Source organism: Pseudofrankia sp. EUN1h (assembly GCF_001854645.1).
GTDB classification, from domain to species: domain Bacteria; phylum Actinomycetota; class Actinomycetes; order Frankiales; family Frankiaceae; genus Pseudofrankia; species Pseudofrankia saprophytica.
On sequence record NZ_MBLN01000099.1, the window covers coordinates 70,572 to 87,657 of the forward strand.

A 17,086-nucleotide genomic window follows, 5' to 3' on the forward strand; every position below is an offset into this window, starting at 1 on the left:
CCGGCGCGGTGTCACGCCGGCCGCCGCTGGCGGACCAGCAGGACGGCGAGGTAGATGCCGCCGATCGCGGCGGTCGCCACGCCGACGGGGAGCTGGGTGGGGGCGAACAGGCGCTGCGCCGCCAGGTCGCTGACGGTGACCAGTGCCGCGCCGGCCAGCGCGGTCGGTACCAGCGGCGGCGACGGTGCCGCCGTCAGCCAGCGGGCGAGCGGCGGGGCGGTCAGCGCGACGAAGCCGATCGGTCCAGCCGCCGCCGTCGCGGTCGCCGCCAGCGCCGCCGCGGCCAGGATCAGCGTGAGGCGGCACCGCTCGACGTCGACCCCGAGCGCCTTCGCGGTGTCCGTCCCCAGCTCCAGGTAGGCCAGCCGGCGGCCCTGGTAGATCCCGATGGGCACCAGGACGACCAGGGCCACGGCCAGCGGCCGGGCCTGCTCCCAGCCGCGGCTGTTCAGGCTGCCGATCAGCCAGACCTGCGCCGTGACCGCGTCCGCCAGCGTCGCCCGGGTGATCAGGTAGGAGTTGACGGCATTCAGCAGCGCGGCCGTCGCGATGCCGACGAGGACCAGCCGCGCACCGGCGAGGCCGCGCCGGTAGGCCAGCAGGTAGACCGCCGCGCCGGTGACGACGCCGCCAGCCAGCGCGCCGAGCGACGCCTGCGTCGCGTCGCCGCGCAGGACCAGCAGGACGATCACCGCGCCGGTGGCCGAGCCGGTGGTGAAGCCGAGGATGTCCGGGCTGCCCAGCACGTTGCCCGAGACGCTCTGGAAGATGGCGCCGGACAGCGCCAGCGCGGCACCGACCAGCAGGCCGGTCAGCAGGCGCGGCAGCCGCAGCGTGTTGACCACGAAGTCCGTGCCGCCGTCGCCGTGCCCGAGCAGGGCGCGCACGACGTCGCCCACCGGGATCGAGTAGTCCCCGGTCGTCAACGTGGCGACGCCGGCGGCGACGATCACCACGACGAACCCGACGCTCAGCGCGACGGAACGCGGGACGACCCGGACGGACACCGCGTCGCCGCCGAACCGGGCCACCCGGTGGCGCCACACCGACGGGCGGGCCACGGAGGTGGCCGAGGTGGTCACGCCCGACCCAGCCGGGCGCGGCGGCACAGCACGATGAACACCGGCGCCCCGACGAAGGCCGTGACGACCCCCACCTGCAGCTCCCCCGGGGCGATGATCGTCCGGCCGACGAGGTCCGAGCCGATCAGCAGCACCGGGGCCAGCACCGCGGAGTACGGCAGGACCCAGCGGTTGTCGGGCCCGGCGATCACGCGGGCGATGTGCGGGACGGCCAGACCGACGAACGTGATCGGCCCGGCGGCGGCGGTCGCCCCGCCGCAGAGCAGGACGACGGCGACCGCGCCCGACACCCGGGCGCGGTGCAGGCGGACGCCGAGCCCGCGCGCCGCCTCGTCGCCCAGCGCGAGCGCGTTCAGCGGCCGGCCGAGGGCGCACGCGACCAGAAGGCCGACGGCCATGAACGGCGCCGTCGCGACCAGGCTGCCCGATCCCCGCACMGCCAGCGAGCCGACGTCCCAGTGCCGGAACTGGTCGAACGTGCGGGTGTCGAGCAGCAGCGCTGCGTACACGAACGAGCCGAGGATCGCGGTGGCGGCCGCGCCGGTCACCACCAGGGTCGCCGGCGACGTCCCCGAGCGGCCGGTGGCACCGATCGCGAACACGGCCACCGAGGTCAGGGCGGCGCCGACGAGCGAGAACCACACGTAGCCGGCCGGGCTGGTGAGGTCGAAGACGGAGATCGCGACGACGACCGCGGCGGACGCGCCGATGCTGACCCCGAGCATCCCCGGCTCGACCAGGTCATTGCGGGTCAGCGCCTGGGTCAGCGCCCCGGCGACGCCGAGCGAGGCGCCGACCATTAGGCCGAGCAGCGTGCGCGGGATCCGCAGGTCGTGGACGACCACCGCGGCCTGCGAGCCGTCGTCGTGCCAGAGCACCCGCCACACGACGCCGAACGAGAGGTGGTTGGCGCCGATCCAGACGCTGAGCAGGCACACCCCGGCCAGCACGAGCACCGCGAGCACCAGGCCGGGCAGGCGCCGCCGCCGCGGCTCCCAGAGCCGCCACCGGACCTGGGCCACCGGCTCGGCCTGGTGCTCTGTCAGGATCACGGGCACCCCGGCTGGTCCCGGCGCTCGACGCCGTGCAGCCGCCAGCCGCGGGCACGGCCGCGCTCGCGCCAGAACGCGGCGTACCGCCCGTCCCGGGCGAGCAGCTCGGCGTGCGGTCCGCACTCGACGACGCGGCCGCCGTCGAGCACGGCGATCTGGTCCGCGCGCACGATGGTGTCCAGCCGGTGCGCGATGACCAGGACCGTGCGGTGGACGGCGAGCTCGGCGAGCGCGGCGTGCACCGCGGCCTCGTTCTCCGTGTCCAGGGACGCGGTGGCCTCGTCGAGCAGCACGATGGGCGCGTCCTTGCACAGGGCACGGGCGATGGCGACGCGTTGGCGCTCGCCGCCGGACAGCAGCCGGCCGCCCTCGCCGACGCGGCTGGCCCAGCCGTCCGGGAGCCGGGCGACGATGGAGTCCACCCGCGCGCGCCGGGCGGCGTCGCGGACCTGTTCCGGGGTGGCGTCGGGGTTGCCGAAGCGGATGTTGTCCTCGACGGTGGCGTCGAACAGGTAGACGTCCTGGAACACGAGCGCGAGGTGGCTCAGCAGCTCGGCGCTGGTGAGGTCGCGGACGTCGACGCCGCCGACGCGCACCGAGCCGGCGCCGACGTCGTGGAAACGGGCGATGAGCTTGGTGACGGTGGTCTTCCCCGAGCCGGACGCGCCGACGAGCGCGGTGGTACGGCCGGCCGGGATCGTCAGCGTCAGCCCGGTGAGCACCTCCGGGCCTTCGGGGTAGCCGAAGCGGACGTCCGCGAGCTCGATCCCGGCGTGGCCGATCCGCTGGCCGGCCGCGGGTTCCGGCAGCGGCTCGACCGCCAGGAGCTCGTCGATCCGCCGGGCGGACGCCTGGGAGCCGCGCAGCGCGCCGCCGAGGCCCACGAGCGCGTCGAGCGGCCGCAGCAGGCTGATCCCGAGGACGACGACGGCGATCATGCGGGCCGGGCCGAGGTGGCCATGCGTGGCCAGGGCGAGGCCGGTGAGCAGCAGGGCGGTGAAGGCGAGCTGGATGCCGAGCTCGCCGAGGTACTCGCCGGGCAGCGAGCCGACGACCTCGCGCCGCGCCGCCCGGTGCTGGCCGGCCAGCGCCTCGTCGAGCGACGCCCGCCCGGCGGCGGCGTTGCCGGTGGCCCGCAGCGTCGGCTGGGCGCCGGCGAACTCGACCAGCCGGCTGCCGGCCTCGGCGGTGGCGGCGTGGTGCGCCGCCTCGGTCCGTTCGGTCAGCCGGCGGCCGACCGCGAGCGCGACGAGGACGACCGGGACGACGAGCAGCGCGGCGATCCCCACCCGCCAGTCGAAGACGAGCAGGAACACCGCGATCGTGGCGGGGGTCAGGACCGCGCCGAGCAGCGCCTGGGCGAGGAACACGGTGTTCGCGACCCGGGCCACGTCACCGACGATCAGCTGCGGCACCTGGCCGGCGCGGGGCCCGTCGAACCAGCCCAGCGGCAGCGTCAGCAGCTTGTCGCCGATGCGGGTGTAAAGCGCCCGCCGCAGCGCTGCCGACAGCCGCAGCGCCCGCGACCCCAGGTAGTAGTGCGCGAACCAGCCGACGCCCGCCGCGGCGGTGAGCGGGATCAGCCACCAGGAGGCGGTGGCGGTCCGGCCCTCGAGCAGGGCGATCAGCAGTGGGACGAGCACCCCGAAGGCGACGCCCTCGCTCACCGCGTAGCCGGCCACGGCCACCAGGTAGCGGCCCAGCGGCCGGTGCTGACCGGCCGGGATGGCATCCCGCAACGGGCCCGTCACAGCTCACCTCCCTGCTGGGCGCGCCACAGCTGCGCGTAGCGCCCGCCGGCGGCGAGCAGCTCGTCGTGCCGGCCGCGTTCGACGAGACGGCCCTCGTCGAGGACGAGGATCTGGTCGGCCTCGGTGACCGTGTACAGGCGGTGCGCGATCACGAGCAGGGTCCGGCCGGTGGTCAGCTCGGCCAGCGCGTCCTGGATCGCCGCCTCGGAGTCCGGGTCGGCGAACGCGGTCGCCTCGTCGAGGACCACGACCGGCGTCCCGGCGAGCAGGGTGCGGGCGATCGCGACCCGCTGCGCCTCACCGCCGGACAGGAGGGCGTCCTCGCCGACCACCGAGTCGTAGCCGCGCGGCAGCGCGCGGATCCGGTCGTCGACGGCGGCCGCGCGGGCGGCGGCGCGCACCGCCTCCTCGGTCGCGTCCGGGACGGCGAGGGCAATGTTGTCGCGGATCGAGCGGCGCAGCAGGACGGCGTCCTGCAGCAGGAACCCGACGTGGCGGTAGAGGTCGTCCCGGTCGAGGTCGCGCAGGTCGACGCCGCCGAGCCGGATGGCGCCCTCGGAGACGTCCGCGAACCGCGCGAGCAGCATGGCCAGCGTCGACTTCCCCGCCCCGGACGGCCCGACCAGCGCCGTCACGGTGCCCGGCGCGAGCGTCGCGCTGACCCCGCTCAGGACCCGATGCCCGTCGGTGTAGCCGAAGTGGACGTCGGCGAACTCCACCGTCAGCGGGCTGCCCACCGGGCGGGCCCTGCCCGGGTCGACGGTCGTCTGCCGGGGCTCCCGCAGCAGCTCACCGATGCGGCCGGCCGCTCCCTGGGCGCTCTCCCGCAGGTCCTGGGCCAGGTAGATCGGGGTGAGCTGCTCGAACAGGCCGACCGCGAGCAGGGCGAAGGCCACCAGGTCCACCGGGTCGCTCCACCCGGCCGCGACCAGCCCGGTCCCGACGGCGGTGACCGCGAACACCACGGTCGCCGGGGCGACCGTCGCCCTGGCCACGCCGCGGGGCCGCAGGAAGATCCGCTGTGCCTGCTCGTCGGCGTCGACGTACTCGGCCGCGGCCGTGGTGAACCGCGCCGCGCCCCGGCCTCCGGCGAACGTCTTGACGACGCTGATGCCGCGCACCGTCTCGAGCACGGCCGCGGTCAGCTCGGTGTTCGCCGCCGCGATGCGCCCCATCTGACCGGTGGCGCGGACCTGGACCCGCATCCGGATCGCCTGGGCCGCGCCGACCATCAGCACCGTCACCAGGGCCAGTGGCCAGTCCACCCAGAGCAGGTAGCCGACGACCACCACCGGGCCGGCCACGGCCGCGGCCAGGTCCCCGCGGGCGTGCGCCACGGCGTGGTGCAGCGTCGCCACGTCGTCCTGCGCCGTGGCGCGTACCCGGGCCGACACCCCGCCCGCGAACCAGCTCAGCGGCAGCGCGCCCAGCTGCTCGGTCAGGCGGCGGCGCAGCAGGTAGGCGAGGTCCGCGTCGGCGAGATGGGCCAGCAGGCTCGCCGACGCGTACAGCGCGAACCGGGCCACGAGCAGCCCGACCGCCAGCCACGCGAGCGGCCAGACCGACTGCCCGGACCCACTGAGCTGTCCCGACCCGCCCAGCAGCCGCCGCGCGATCTCCACCAGGACGACCGCCGGCGTGACCACCAGCACCGCGGCCAGCGCCTGCAGGCCGGCCGCCACCGTGACCCGGACCCGGACCGGCCGCCGCAGCTCGGCGAGATCAGGCGTGACCAGTTCGGCGGCCATCAGGCCCTTCCTTCGACGGGAGCCAGCACGGACCCGCCGAGGGGGTCCGGGCGGTGGGCGGTCCAGGCCGACCAGAGGGTGGCGTAGGGGCCCGGGGTGGTCACCAGCTCGGCGTGCGGGCCGGACTCGACGACCCGGCCCTCGTCGAGCACGACGACGCGGTCGGCCGTGGCCGCCTGGGCGAGGCGGTGGGCGACCAGGATCGCGGTCCGGCCGCGCAGCGCCGCGTCGGCGGCGGCGTCCAGGGCGCGGGCCGCCGCGCTGCCGGCCTCGGCGGTGGCCTCGTCCAGGATCGCGACCGGCGGGTCGGCGAGCACGAGGCGCGCGAGTGCCAGCTGCTGCGCCTGCGCGACGGTCAGCCGGTGCCCGCCCTCGCCGACGACCGTGTCCAGGCCCGCCGGCAGCAGCCGCGCCCAGGCGAGGGCGCCGACCACGCCGAGCGCGGCGTCCAGCTCGTCGTCGGTGGCGTCCGGCGCGGCCAGCCGGAGGTCGTCGGTCAGTGGGCCGGCGAACACGTGCACCTCCTGGGTGACCAGCGCGACGGTGCGTCTGGCCGCCGCCGGCCCGAGTTCGTCGAGCGAGACGCCGCCGATCGACACCGAACCGCCTGACGGCCGGTGGATACCAGCGATCAGCTTGGCCAGCGTCGTCTTGCCGGCGCCGCTGGCGCCGACCAGCGCGACCCGCTCCCCCGCCTGGACCGTGAGGTCGACGTCGCGCAGCACGTCATGCCCCGGGCGGTAGCCGAACGTCACCCCGGCAACGCACACGGACGCCGCGCCCTGTTCGATCAGGGCGCTCGGCGCCGCGGGCATCGCCGTCGCGACCGGCGCGCGTGGCCCCGACCGCGCTACGGCGGGACCCGGCTCGGGCTCCGGCGTGCTCTCGGCCGGCAGGTCGATGACGCCGACCAGGCGGGCGAGGCTCGCGCCGGCGGCCTGGGCGTCGTCGACGAGGCTGAGAGCGGCGTTGATCGGATTGAACAGGTTGTGGAAGTACAGCGCGGCCGCGGTGGCCGTACCGATGCTGACCGCGTCGTGCCGGACCAGCAGGAACCCGGTCGCCAGCACCGCGGCGAGCCCGACGAACTCCGCCAGGTTCAGCCGGCCGAAGAACCGGGTGAGCAGCGCCGTCCCCGACAGCGTCCAGCGCACGGCCGCCGCGGACCGCTCCTCGACCCGTCCCAGCTGTCGGGGGCCCAGGTGGAACGCCCGGACCGTCGCCGCTCCGCCGACTGTCTCCAGGAGCTGCTGCTGCTGTGCACCGGCGGCGATCCGCTGCGTGGCGTACACCGCCGGCGCGGTCCGCGCGTACCACCGGACCGTCACGGCCTGCACGGGGGTGGCCAGCAGCGCGGCCAGCAGGAAACGCCAGTCGAGCACCGCGAAGCCGACCAGGGTGAGCCCGATCGTCAGGCCGGCGCGGGCGAACTGCGGCAGCGCCGACCGGACGACGTCGGCGATCATCCCGACGTCGTTGGTTACCCGCGCGGTGAGGTCGCCCGTCCCCGCCGCCTCGACCCGCTCCAGCGGCAGGCGCAGCGCCCGGGCCACCAGTCGTTCGCGCAGCTCGGCGAGCATGTCCTCGCCGAGGCGCGCGACCAGGGACTCGCCGAGGACGGTCAACCCGCCGGCGACGATCGCGACCGCGACCAGGAGCAGGAACGGCGTCGTCATCGAGGGGGGCCCTTGGCCGTCGACGGCGAGGTCGACGAGGTGCCCGAGGATCGGCGCGGTCAGCAGTCCGACGCCCGTCGCGGCCGCGACCGCTGCCAGCGCGACGACGGCCAGCGCCCGCCGCGTGCGCAGCAGTTCRCCGAGGGCGGCCCGGGTGCGCGCGCCACTCGCTGTCGGCAGCAGCACCGGGCCTGGCGCCGTGTCGGCCGTCGACCCGGTGTCGGCCGTCGACCCGGTGGCAGCGGCGGTCACGCGAGCACCGCCGCGCGGTAGCCGGCGTCGCGGTCGAGCAGGTCGCGGTGCGTGCCGTCGGCCCGCACACCGCCGCCGTCGAGCACCACCACCCGATCGGTCACCGCCAGCAGCGCCGGGCTCGTCGCGACCAGCACCGTCGTGCGCCCGCGCCGCAGCTCGCGCAGGCCGGTGGCGATCCGGGCCTCCGTGACGGTGTCGACGGCGGTCGTCGGCTCGTGCAGCACCAGGACGGGCGGGTCGGCGGCGAGCGCGCGGGCGAGCGCGACCCGCTGGCGCTGGCCGCCCGACAGCGACCGGCCGAACTCGGAGATCTCCGTGTCGACGCCGTCGGGAAGCGCCCGCGCGACCTCGTCGGCCCCGGCCGCCGCCAGCACCGACGACAGGTCGGCGACGCGCGGTGGCGCCTCGGCCGCGCCGGCTCCGATCGTGGCGCCTCCGCTCGTGACGGGTCCGCTCGTGACGGGTCCGCTCGTGACGGGTCCGGCCGCGCCGCTCGCGGCGAAGCCCGAGGCGACGTTCTCGGCGAGGGTGCCCGCGAACAGGTCCGCGTCGTGGGCGGCGACGAGGAGCAGCCGGCGGGCCTCGCCGGGCGGGAGGTCCGCGAGCGAGACGCCGTCGAGCTCGACGACGCCGGCGTCCGGGTCACGCTCGCGCGCCAGGCAGCGCAGCAGGGCGCCCGCCGCGTCCGGGTCGGTGACGACCAGGCCCAGCAGCTCTCCCGGGACGACGTCGAGGTCGACGGCGCGCAGCTCGCCGGCGCAGGCCAGGCCGTCGATCCGCAGGCGGCCGCGCGCCGGATGCGCCGGATGCGCCGGCGGGCCCGCCTGTCCGCCGGCCACCGCCGGCCGCGCGCAGAGGACCGTGGCGATCCGGGTGGCCGACGCCCTGGCCTGGGCGAACTGGCCAAGGACGGTGGTCAGCATGCTCAGCGGGCTGAGCAAGTACTGGGCGAGCCCCACCGCGGTGACGAGACCGCCGATGCTGATCTCGCCGTGCGTGGCCAGCCGCCCGGCGACCAGTGCCACCACCGCCAGGAAGATCCCGTTGAGCGCGAGCACCGCACCCTCGAACCCTGCCTGGGCCCGGGCTGCCCGCAGCGTCGCGGCCAGCGAGTCCCGGCTCGTGCGCCGGTAGCGGGCCACAGCGGCGTCCTCGGCGCCGATGCCCTTGAGCACCCGCAGGCCGGTGGCGAGGTCGGTGGCCACGCCCGACGCGCGCGCGGCGCGTTCCTGCTCGACCGCGCTGCGCCTCTCCAGCGGCCGGCCCAGCAGGTGCGAGATCCACAGCAGCGGGGGTGTGCCGAGCAGCACCAGCAGGCCGAGCACGACCGACACGTTCAGCAGCGCGACGGCGGCGACCACCAGGCCGGCAAGCCCGGCGGTGCCGCCCGGCATGACCAGGTTGACGGCGCTGGCACGCCGGACGTCGCTGGTTGCCAGGTTCGTGAGCTCGCCGGCGAGGCGGCCGGCCTCGGCCCCGCCACGGTCGTCGACGACCCGGGCCGCCACCCGCAGGCGCAGGTCGTGTCCAGCCCACTCGGAGGCGTTGACCGTCACCCGGAAGCCGAACCGGAAGCCCATGGACAGCAGGACGAAGTCCGCGGCGAGCACCGCGAGCCAGAGCAGCAGGTCACTCGTCGCGCCGTGCGCGACCGCCCGATCGATGATCACACCGATCAGGACGGGGACGAGGGCCTCACCGCCCTGGTGACAGATCGCCCCCACGACGCCGCCGACCAGCCGGCGCCGCTGGCCGCGCACCGCCGCGTGCAGCAGGTCCCCACCCGTCGGATGGTCCCCACCCGTCGGATGGTCGTCGCTCGTCGGACGGTCGTCGCTCGTCAGGTCCGCCGCGCCCGACGGTGGTGCGCCACCCGCGGCGGGCTGCGCACCACCGTCGGTGGGCGGTGGCACGACGACGTTCACGGGCAGCTCCCTCCGTCGAGTCCTGGCAGGTCCGAGGGCTGCGCGGGACGCGCCGCGCCGCGCGCGAGGGCCGGCCCCGCGCCGTCGGGTTCGCGCCGGGCAGCCGGGCACCTCAGGTGTCTATCAGGTTAGGTAAGCCAAAGCTAAACATGTCATGCTATGACCTGGAGCGATGCGCGCTGTGCGCTGCGTGGGCGAGCCTCTGACGGGCGGGCATGGCGAGGCGTCCAGTCGGACGTGTGACGGACGCCACGCCGCCGGCTGGATGACGATGGACTTGTAACTAAGGTAAGGCTAACTTCATGCTCAGATCCAGCCGAATGTGGCGAATGTTCCTGGCGCTGGTGGCGGCGGTGCTCCTCGCCGGCACCGCCGCCGCCTGCGGCTCCGACGACGACAGCGACGCGGCGCCCGCCGCCACGGCCGACTCGCAGACCCTGCCCACCCCGGTCACTGTCCAGCACGTCTACGGCAGCACCACGATCAAGACCATTCCGAAGCGGGTCGTCACCCTCGACCTGCAGTGGACCGACGTGATGCTCGCCATGGGCGTCACGCCGATCGCCTACACGGTCGACCCGGGAATGCCGGCTGCCGGCGTCCCGTGGGAGAAGCTGCCCGCGGACTCCGTGAAGCTCTCGGCGACCGACGGCCTGCCGGTCGAGAAGATCCTCGCGCTGAAGCCGGACCTCATCGTCGCGGCCTACGCGATCCAGGACGAGGAGACCTACAAGCTGCTGTCCGCCAGCGTGCCGACCATCGCCGGCCCGCCAGGCGACGCGGTGCCGGCCTGGCAGGACCTCGCCCGCACCGCGGGCAAGCTCCTGAACGACCCCACCAAGGCCGAGAAGGTGATCTCCGACGCGGAGGCGCCGGTGACGGCGGCGGCCAAGGAGCTGCCGGAGCTGAAGGGCAAGACGTTCGCCCTGGCGCAGTACATCGTCGGCGACTCGATGTACATCGTCGGCGACCCGAAGGACGGCTCCAGCCTGTTCTTCGAGGACTTCGGCATGACGCTCTTCCAGCCGGTCCTCGACGAGGCCAAGAAGACAGGTGAGACAAGGGTCAACGTGAGCACCGAGCGCGCCGACCTACTGCGCGCCGACCTGCTCGCCTTCCTCGTCAACGGTGGCGACGAGAGCGACCTCAAGGACATCCCGGGCTTCGACCAGCTTCCGGGAACGGTGGCCGTCCTCGACTACGCGACGATCGTCGGCCTGAACACGCCGTCGCCGCTGTCGATCCAGTACTCGCTGGAGAAGCTGCGGCCAGCCCTCGACAAGGCCGCGGGCAAGGCCGGAGCCTGATCGATGACCCCGACCGTGCCGCCGTCGGCGACTCCCGCCACGTCGGCCGGCGTCACCGCCGCGGCCCCGCCGCCGCCGGTGACGCCGGTCGGGGCTGACCGATCACCCGCCCCGTCCACCCCGTCCACCCCGTCCGCACCGGCCCTCACGGCCGAGGCGGCAGGGACGACCGGGGCGGCCGGGGCGGCCGGGGGGGCACCGGCGGCGTCACGGCACCGGGGACGACTGGTGCTCGGGCTCGTCGCGCTCGCCGTCCTGCTGCTGGCCGTGTCGCTGCTCGCGATCGCGGTGGGCGCGCGGCAGGTCGGCCTCGGGGTCATCCTCGACGCGCTGCGCCACCAGCAACCAGGCAACAGCGACCACCAGGTGGTCATCAACCGGATCCCCCGGCTGTGCGCCGGCCTGCTGGTCGGCGTGGCCCTGGGACTGTCCGGAACGATCATGCAGGCGGTCACCCGCAACCCACTGGCGGACCCGGGGCTGCTTGGGGTCAACGGCGGCGCGGCGTTCGCGGTCGTGTGCGCGATCAGCCTCGGCGGGATCACCTCGGCTCTCGGCTACGTGTGGTTCGCGTTCGCCGGTGCCCTCGCCGTCGCCGCGCTGGTCTACGCGATCGGCGCGGTCGGCGGCGGGGGCGCGACGCCGGTCAAGCTCGCGCTCGCCGGCGCGGCCGTGCAGGCCGCCATGCTCTCGGCGACGACGGCCGTGCTGCTGACCGACACCGCGACGTTCGACCAGTTCCGGTTCTGGAGCGTCGGCTCGCTCGTCGGCCGGCGCTCGGAGCTGGTCGCCGAACTGGCCCCGTTCGTCATCGTCGCGGCGCTGCCCGCGCTGTGCTCCGGACGGCTGCTCAACGCGCTGGCGCTTGGCGACGAGGTCGCGCGCGGTCTCGGGCAGCGGGTGGGGCTGGCACGCGCGGGCGTCGCCGGCCTGGCCGTCGTGCTGTGCGCCACGGCGACCTCCATCGCCGGGCCGATCTGGTTCATCGGCCTGCTCGCTCCGCACCTCGCCCGGCCCTTCACCGGGCCGGACCACCGCTGGATCCTTCCGTACGCGGCGCTGATCGCCCCGATCCTGCTGCTCGCCTCCGACGTGCTCGGGCGGGTGATCGCCCGGCCCGGCGAGCTTCAGGTGGGCGTCGTGCTGGCGTTCCTCGGCGGCCCGTTCCTCATCGCGCTCGTCCGCCGCCAGCGGATGGCCGAGCTGTGACACAGACCTCCCAGGCCGCCCCGGAGCCCGCGTCAATGTCCACGTCGTCCATATCCGCCTCCGCACCCGCCCCCACCTCCGCCTCCGCCTCCGCCGTTCGGGCCGGGCCGGCCCCCGCACCTGGGGACACGGCCGCGGTGGCTCGGGCGAGGTCCGCGGCGGAGCTGGACGCGGTGGCCAGGGCAGCCATCGTCCGGGCGCGGCGGGTGCGCGACGCCCGCCAGGCGGCCGTGCTGCTCACGCTCGGCGCGCTCTGCTTCTGCGTGCTGTGCGTCTCGCTCTCACTGGGCGAGGTCAAGATCCCGGTGCTCACGGTCGTGCGGACCCTGTTCGGGGCCGACGAGGGCAGCGACGGCTACATCGTGACGAGCCTCCGGCTCCCCCGGGCGCTCACGGGTGTGCTGGCCGGCGCCGCCTTCGGGATGTCGGGCGCCATCTTCCAGGCGCTGCTGCGCAACCCGCTGGCCAGCCCCGACGTCATCGGGATCACCGACGGTGCCAGCGCGGCGGCCGTCATCGCGATCGTCGGGTTCGGGCTCGGTGGCTACTCGGTGTCGGTCATCGCCTTCGTCGGTGCTCTCGCCACCGCCACCCTCATGTACCTGCTGGCCTGGCGCCGGGGCGTGACCGGCTACCGCCTGGTGCTGATCGGCATCGCGGTGGGCGCGATGCTCAGCAGCGTCATCTCGTACGTCATGACGATCTCCAAGGTGTACGAGGCACGGCAGGCGCTCGGCTGGCTGACCGGCAGCCTCAATACCAAGTCGTGGGACACGGTCCGGCCGCTCGGCCTGGCCATGGCCGTGCTGGTCCCGCTGGTGCTGCTCGCCGGGCGGCGGCTCGCGGTGCTGCGCGCCGGGGACGACGTCGCCCGGGCTCTCGGCGTGACCGTCGAGCGGTCCCGTCTCGCGCTGCTGCTGCTCGGCGTCGCGCTGACGGCGGTGGCCACCGCGGCGGTCGGCCCGGTCGCGTTCGTCGCCTTCACCTCCGGGCCGATCGCGCGGCGCCTCGTCCTCGACGGCGAGGCCGCGGTCATCCCGGCGGCGCTCGTGGGCGCCCTGATGATGACGACGTCGGACCTCGTCGGCCAGCACGCCATCCCCTCCATCGACTTCCCGGTGGGTGTGGTGACGGCGATCATCGGCGCGCCCTACCTGCTGTGGTTGCTCGCCGCCACGAACCGCACGGGCCGCGGCGGCTGACCGCGCGCGACCGGTGGACGACGACCTGGACAACACCAAGGAGTGGACGATGACGACCGGGGCAAGCACGACCACGGTGGCGCAGCCCCGACTGTCCGGCCAGGCGGTGACGCTCCGCTACGGCCCACGCGAGATCGTCAAGGACCTGTCGGTCGACATCCCGACCGGCCGGATCACCGTGATCGTCGGCGCGAACGCGTGCGGGAAGTCGACGCTGCTGCGTGGCCTCGCCCGGCTGCTCGCGCCCGCGTCCGGCGCGGTGTACCTGGACGGCAAGGACATCCACTCGCTGCCGACCAAGGCCGTCGCCGCGAAGCTCGGCATCCTGCCGCAGTCGCCAGCGGCGCCGGACGGCATCAGGGTCGTCGACCTCGTCGCGCGCGGCCGCTACCCGCACCAGGGCTGGTTCCGCCAGCTCAGCCCTGGCGACGACGCGGCCGTCGCGCGGGCGCTGGTGGTCACGGACACCGTCGAGCTCGCGTCCCGGTCCGTCGACGAGCTGTCCGGCGGGCAGCGCCAGCGGGTCTGGATCGCGATGACCCTGGCCCAGGGCACCGACCTGCTGCTGCTCGACGAGCCGACCACCTTCCTCGACGTCAGCCACCAGGTCGACGTCCTCGACCTGCTCACGGACCTCAACCGGCAGGAGGGGAAGACGATCGTCATCGTGCTGCACGACCTCAACCTGGCCTGCCGCTACGCCGACCACCTGATCGCCATGCGCTCCGGCGCCGTCGTCGCGGCCGGCGACGCCTCCGAGATCGTCACCGAGGAACTCGTCACCACCGTCTTCGGAATCCGCGCCCGAGTCGTCCCCGACCCCGTCTCCGRCACCCCGATGGTCGTCCCCATCGGCCGCTACCACGCGGACGCCAGCTCCGAGCCGGCCGGCGCGGTCACGCCGTAGCTCTGGGCCAGCCGCCGTGGCTCTGGGTTAGCCATCTCCTCGACGGGTTGCCGTCGGCCATCCGAATGGTGGACGCGCTCGGCTGGCCGCCTGTCGTCTGGCGGAAAAGCTGTCGTCCGACGGAAAAGCTGTCGCACTAACGCGCTTTGACAACACGCAAGAACGTGATGCCGCACCATGGGCCGCCGTACCAGTACTCGGGCCCGAGTGGGCGCAGCGTGCCCTGGCCGATGTGCGCGGCGTACTTCCTGGCCATGGGCCAGAGGTCGGCGACGAGCAGCTGCCCGCCCGGGCGCAGCACCCGCATGGCCTCGTCGACCGCGCGGTATCTCCCCTCGTACGACGGGATGTTGTGGATCGCCAGCGCGCTCGTCACGACGTCGAACGAGCAGTCGGCGAACGGCAGGGCGGTCATGTCGGCCGTGTGCACCTCCACCCGGTCGGCGACCCCGGCCGCGGCGGCGTTGGCGAGGGTGGCCTCGGGACCGTTGCCGCTCTGGTCCTTCCCGGACCACAGGTCCGCGCCGTAGGCGCGTCCCGCCGGTAGCCGCCTGGCCGCCGCGATCAGCACCGCGCCGCGGCCGCAGCCCAGATCCAGCAGTCGCTCGTCACCCTTCAGGCCGGCCCGGTCCAGTTCCCGCTCCCAGACGCGCAGCTTGCCGCGCAGCGTGGTGTGCAGGTACACGCCCGTGCTGGCCAGCAGCACTCCCCCAGCGGCGGCCATGGCGACCCGGCCTGGCCGTCGCCGGGCGGCGGCCAGGGAGCAGGCCGCCCCGGCGGCGCCGAGGGCCGCCACGAAGGCCGGCGCGTCGACGCCGTACCGCGGCCAGCTGAGCATTCCGGAACGGCGGGAAGCAGGGAGCCTGGAGAGATCGATCGGAGAATCAGGCATTCCGAGACGTCCTTCCTGCGGTTGATCTTTCATCTGGTGCGGACTGCATCTGGTGCGGACTGGACGCCGCGCGCCGTCCAAGGCGCCGCCGCGTCAGGGGGTCACACCCGCGTCGCCGCGAAATCCAGCAGCAGCGCGCTGGTAGCCGCAGGCGCCTCGAACATCGGCGTGTGCCCGACGCCGGGGAGCATCTCCACCCGCGCGTTCGGTACGACGTCGTACGCATGGGCCGACGACCCGTCCCAGCGGCGGTCATCAGCGCCGAAGATCACCAGGACTGGGACGTCGAGGTCGGCGAGGCGCGCGGGAAGCGCCCGCTCCGCGAGGTAGGCGGACAACCGCAGCGGCGCCATCCTGAACGCGCCGTAGGTCATGCCCCGCACGGCGGCGACGAGGTCAGCCGGAATGTCGACCTCGCGAGTGAAGGCGGTGCCGAGCCCACGGCGGATCATCGCGTCCGAGCGCAGCGACCAGGCGATCCGGCCGAGGGGCGGAGCCGACAGGACCCGCAGGAGCGCTGGCTGCGGCAGGAAGGCCGCGAGGCTCGGACCGGTGTTGATCAGAGCGATCGCGCTCACCAGACCGGGCCGCAGCTCCGCGAGCGCGGTGGCGACGTAGCCGCCGCTGGAATGCCCGATCGCGACGACGGGAGACGCACCGAGGTCGTCGAGCACCGCGGCCACCCGACCTGCCTGCCTGGACACGTCGTACGACGGCGCCGGCGGCGATCCACCGTGGCCCGCGAGGTCGACCCGGATGACACGGTGGCGTTCCGCGAGCGCCGGAAGCACCGGGTCCCACCAGGCGGCCGAGGCCGCGGTCCCGTGGATGAGCAGCAGCGGATCCGCCTGCCGAGGACCGTCGTCGAGCACGCGCATCGCGGACGTGTCGTACTCGTCGACCTCACCGGGCGCGGGCGATCTCCGATCCTTCACGTTCTTTGACATACCGTAAGAGTTATGCGAACTCATACAGCTTGTCAAGGTTAAGACGGGCCGGCGCCTCCGCTACCGATGACAAACCGACTCGACTGCCGATGGCGGACCCAGCGGCTACCGATGACCTAGCGGCTACCGATGGCGGACAGGCTCGACCATGCGGCGCCGACCCGACGAACGGCCATGGCGTCGGGTCGGGCTGGCTGGCTGGCTGGCTGGCTGGCTGGCTGGCGACCGTCACCGGGCGAGCCGGTTGGCGACGCGGCCGAGGACCCTCGGAAGGCGCGGCTGGAGCCGATCCCGCCTAGCGGTGTGCGTCGACGGCGCCGCAGAGCCGCAACGAGCTCGCGAGGAGCACGGCCGGCGCCTCGCCGGCCGCGAGGCGCCCGGCCGCGACCTGCTCGGCGGCGGTGTGGCCGAGGTCGAGAATGGCGGCGGCCAGCCAGCTGGCGGCGAGGGTGCGGTCGAAGTCGCCGGTGCGCTGGCCTCGACGGATGAGTCGTTCAAGCCAGGAGGCGACAGCGAGGTGCGGGTCGCCGCCGTCGAGACGTCCGCTCCTGTTCAGCGCGGGGTCGAACAGCAGCGGGTAGTCGCGCAGGAGCTGCCAGCCGATCTCGAGGAACCGGCCCAGCGCCTCGGCGGGCGGGGCGCTGTCGAGGCGGGCGGCGTCGAGGGCGGCGAGGCCCTGCACTCTCGCCGCCTCGACGAGGGCGGCGATCAGAGCGTCGCGCGAGGGGAAGTGGGCGTAGACGGTCTGACGGGTCACGCCGGCCGCGGTAGCGATGTCCTCCATGCTGGCGTCGGGCCGCTCGCCGAGCACGGTCCGGGCCGCGTTGAGGATGGCCTCGACGCTGCGCCGGGCATCGGACCTGCGGCGACGGGTCGGCGGCGAGCCATCAAGCGTGTCAGCCATCAGCGCGAACGTACCTGCCCGACCATAATCTTGACAAGCTGTAAGAGATTGAGCCGCGACGCCGGCGAGCGCGGTCACCGGACGCACCGAGGCCTCCGAGTCCACTTTTCATGATCTGGTGGGATCCTCGGAGTCAGAGCGAGGAACCGAAATTACTCAGGTCCGGGCCAGAAGATCCGCATGACGCCGGTCACCTATGCGTGGGGCACGCCGAAGCGGCATCGCACCC

Annotated in this window: 13 protein-coding genes; 4 read left to right on the top strand and 9 right to left on the bottom strand. The window is 74.5% G+C overall.

The window, feature by feature from the left end; translation table 11 throughout:
- Window positions 1–11: 11 nt before the first annotated feature.
- From BCD49_RS37030 to BCD49_RS37055, 6 genes are read right to left on the bottom strand one after another with little or no spacing between them, the layout of a single operon-like run.
- Window positions 12–1,082, bottom strand: a complete 1,071-nt coding sequence (locus tag BCD49_RS37030) for a FecCD family ABC transporter permease (protein WP_007509281.1) — start codon at window positions 1,080–1,082, stop codon at window positions 12–14.
- Window positions 1,079–2,140 carry an iron ABC transporter permease gene (locus BCD49_RS37035; RefSeq protein WP_007509280.1) on the bottom strand — a complete coding sequence of 354 codons (1,062 nt, stop codon included), beginning with the start codon at window positions 2,138–2,140 and terminating at the stop codon, window positions 1,079–1,081. Before BCD49_RS37035 ends, BCD49_RS37030 begins: the two co-directional genes overlap by 4 nt.
- On the bottom strand, window positions 2,131–3,885 hold the full coding sequence (locus tag BCD49_RS37040; protein WP_007509278.1) for an ABC transporter ATP-binding protein: 1,755 nt from the start codon (window positions 3,883–3,885) through the stop codon (window positions 2,131–2,133). Before BCD49_RS37040 ends, BCD49_RS37035 begins: the two co-directional genes overlap by 10 nt.
- Window positions 3,882–5,633, bottom strand: a complete 1,752-nt coding sequence (locus tag BCD49_RS37045) for an ABC transporter ATP-binding protein (RefSeq protein WP_007509276.1) — start codon at window positions 5,631–5,633, stop codon at window positions 3,882–3,884. Before BCD49_RS37045 ends, BCD49_RS37040 begins: the two co-directional genes overlap by 4 nt.
- Window positions 5,633–7,561: an ABC transporter ATP-binding protein gene (locus BCD49_RS37050; RefSeq protein ID WP_007509274.1), complete on the bottom strand. Its 1,929-nt coding sequence runs from the start codon at window positions 7,559–7,561 to the stop codon at window positions 5,633–5,635. The genes BCD49_RS37045 and BCD49_RS37050 overlap by 1 nt, the downstream gene beginning before the upstream one ends.
- Window positions 7,558–9,489: an ABC transporter ATP-binding protein gene (locus tag BCD49_RS37055; RefSeq protein ID WP_007509272.1), complete on the bottom strand. Its 1,932-nt coding sequence runs from the start codon at window positions 9,487–9,489 to the stop codon at window positions 7,558–7,560. Before BCD49_RS37055 ends, BCD49_RS37050 begins: the two co-directional genes overlap by 4 nt.
- Before the next feature lie 302 nt (window positions 9,490–9,791).
- On the opposite strand from BCD49_RS37055, the gene BCD49_RS37060 reads away from it, so the two are divergent.
- From BCD49_RS37060 to BCD49_RS37075, 4 genes are read left to right on the top strand one after another with little or no spacing between them, the layout of a single operon-like run.
- Window positions 9,792–10,796: an ABC transporter substrate-binding protein gene (locus BCD49_RS37060; RefSeq protein WP_007509270.1), complete on the top strand. Its 1,005-nt coding sequence runs from the start codon at window positions 9,792–9,794 to the stop codon at window positions 10,794–10,796.
- 3 nt (window positions 10,797–10,799) lie between these two features.
- A complete protein-coding gene (locus BCD49_RS37065; protein ID WP_007509269.1) occupies window positions 10,800–12,005 on the top strand; it encodes a FecCD family ABC transporter permease in 1,206 nt (401 codons plus the stop codon).
- Between the two features lie 35 nt (window positions 12,006–12,040).
- Complete coding sequence (locus BCD49_RS37070) at window positions 12,041–13,207, top strand: iron chelate uptake ABC transporter family permease subunit (RefSeq protein ID WP_007509267.1); 1,167 nt, start codon at window positions 12,041–12,043, stop codon at window positions 13,205–13,207.
- Between the two features lie 49 nt (window positions 13,208–13,256).
- Entirely contained in the window at window positions 13,257–14,114 is an 858-nt protein-coding gene (locus BCD49_RS37075; RefSeq protein WP_071042447.1) for an ABC transporter ATP-binding protein, read from the top strand.
- Between the two features lie 136 nt (window positions 14,115–14,250).
- Here BCD49_RS37075 and BCD49_RS37080 read toward each other — a convergent pair whose 3' ends face one another.
- The 3 genes from BCD49_RS37080 to BCD49_RS37090 form a co-directional block, all read right to left on the bottom strand.
- Window positions 14,251–14,952, bottom strand: coding sequence for a class I SAM-dependent methyltransferase (locus BCD49_RS37080; protein WP_035925055.1), 702 nt, complete (start codon window positions 14,950–14,952; stop codon window positions 14,251–14,253).
- Window positions 14,953–15,107: 155 nt separating this feature from the next.
- The gene (locus BCD49_RS37085; protein ID WP_027140822.1) at window positions 15,108–15,884 is read right to left on the bottom strand and encodes an alpha/beta fold hydrolase; all 777 of its coding nucleotides are present in this window, start codon (window positions 15,882–15,884) and stop codon (window positions 15,108–15,110) included.
- Window positions 15,885–16,248: 364 nt separating this feature from the next.
- Window positions 16,249–16,857 (bottom strand): TetR/AcrR family transcriptional regulator, encoded by a 609-nt coding sequence (locus tag BCD49_RS37090; RefSeq protein WP_035925058.1) that lies wholly within the window; start codon window positions 16,855–16,857, stop codon window positions 16,249–16,251.
- Between the last annotated feature and the right edge of the window lie 229 nt (window positions 16,858–17,086).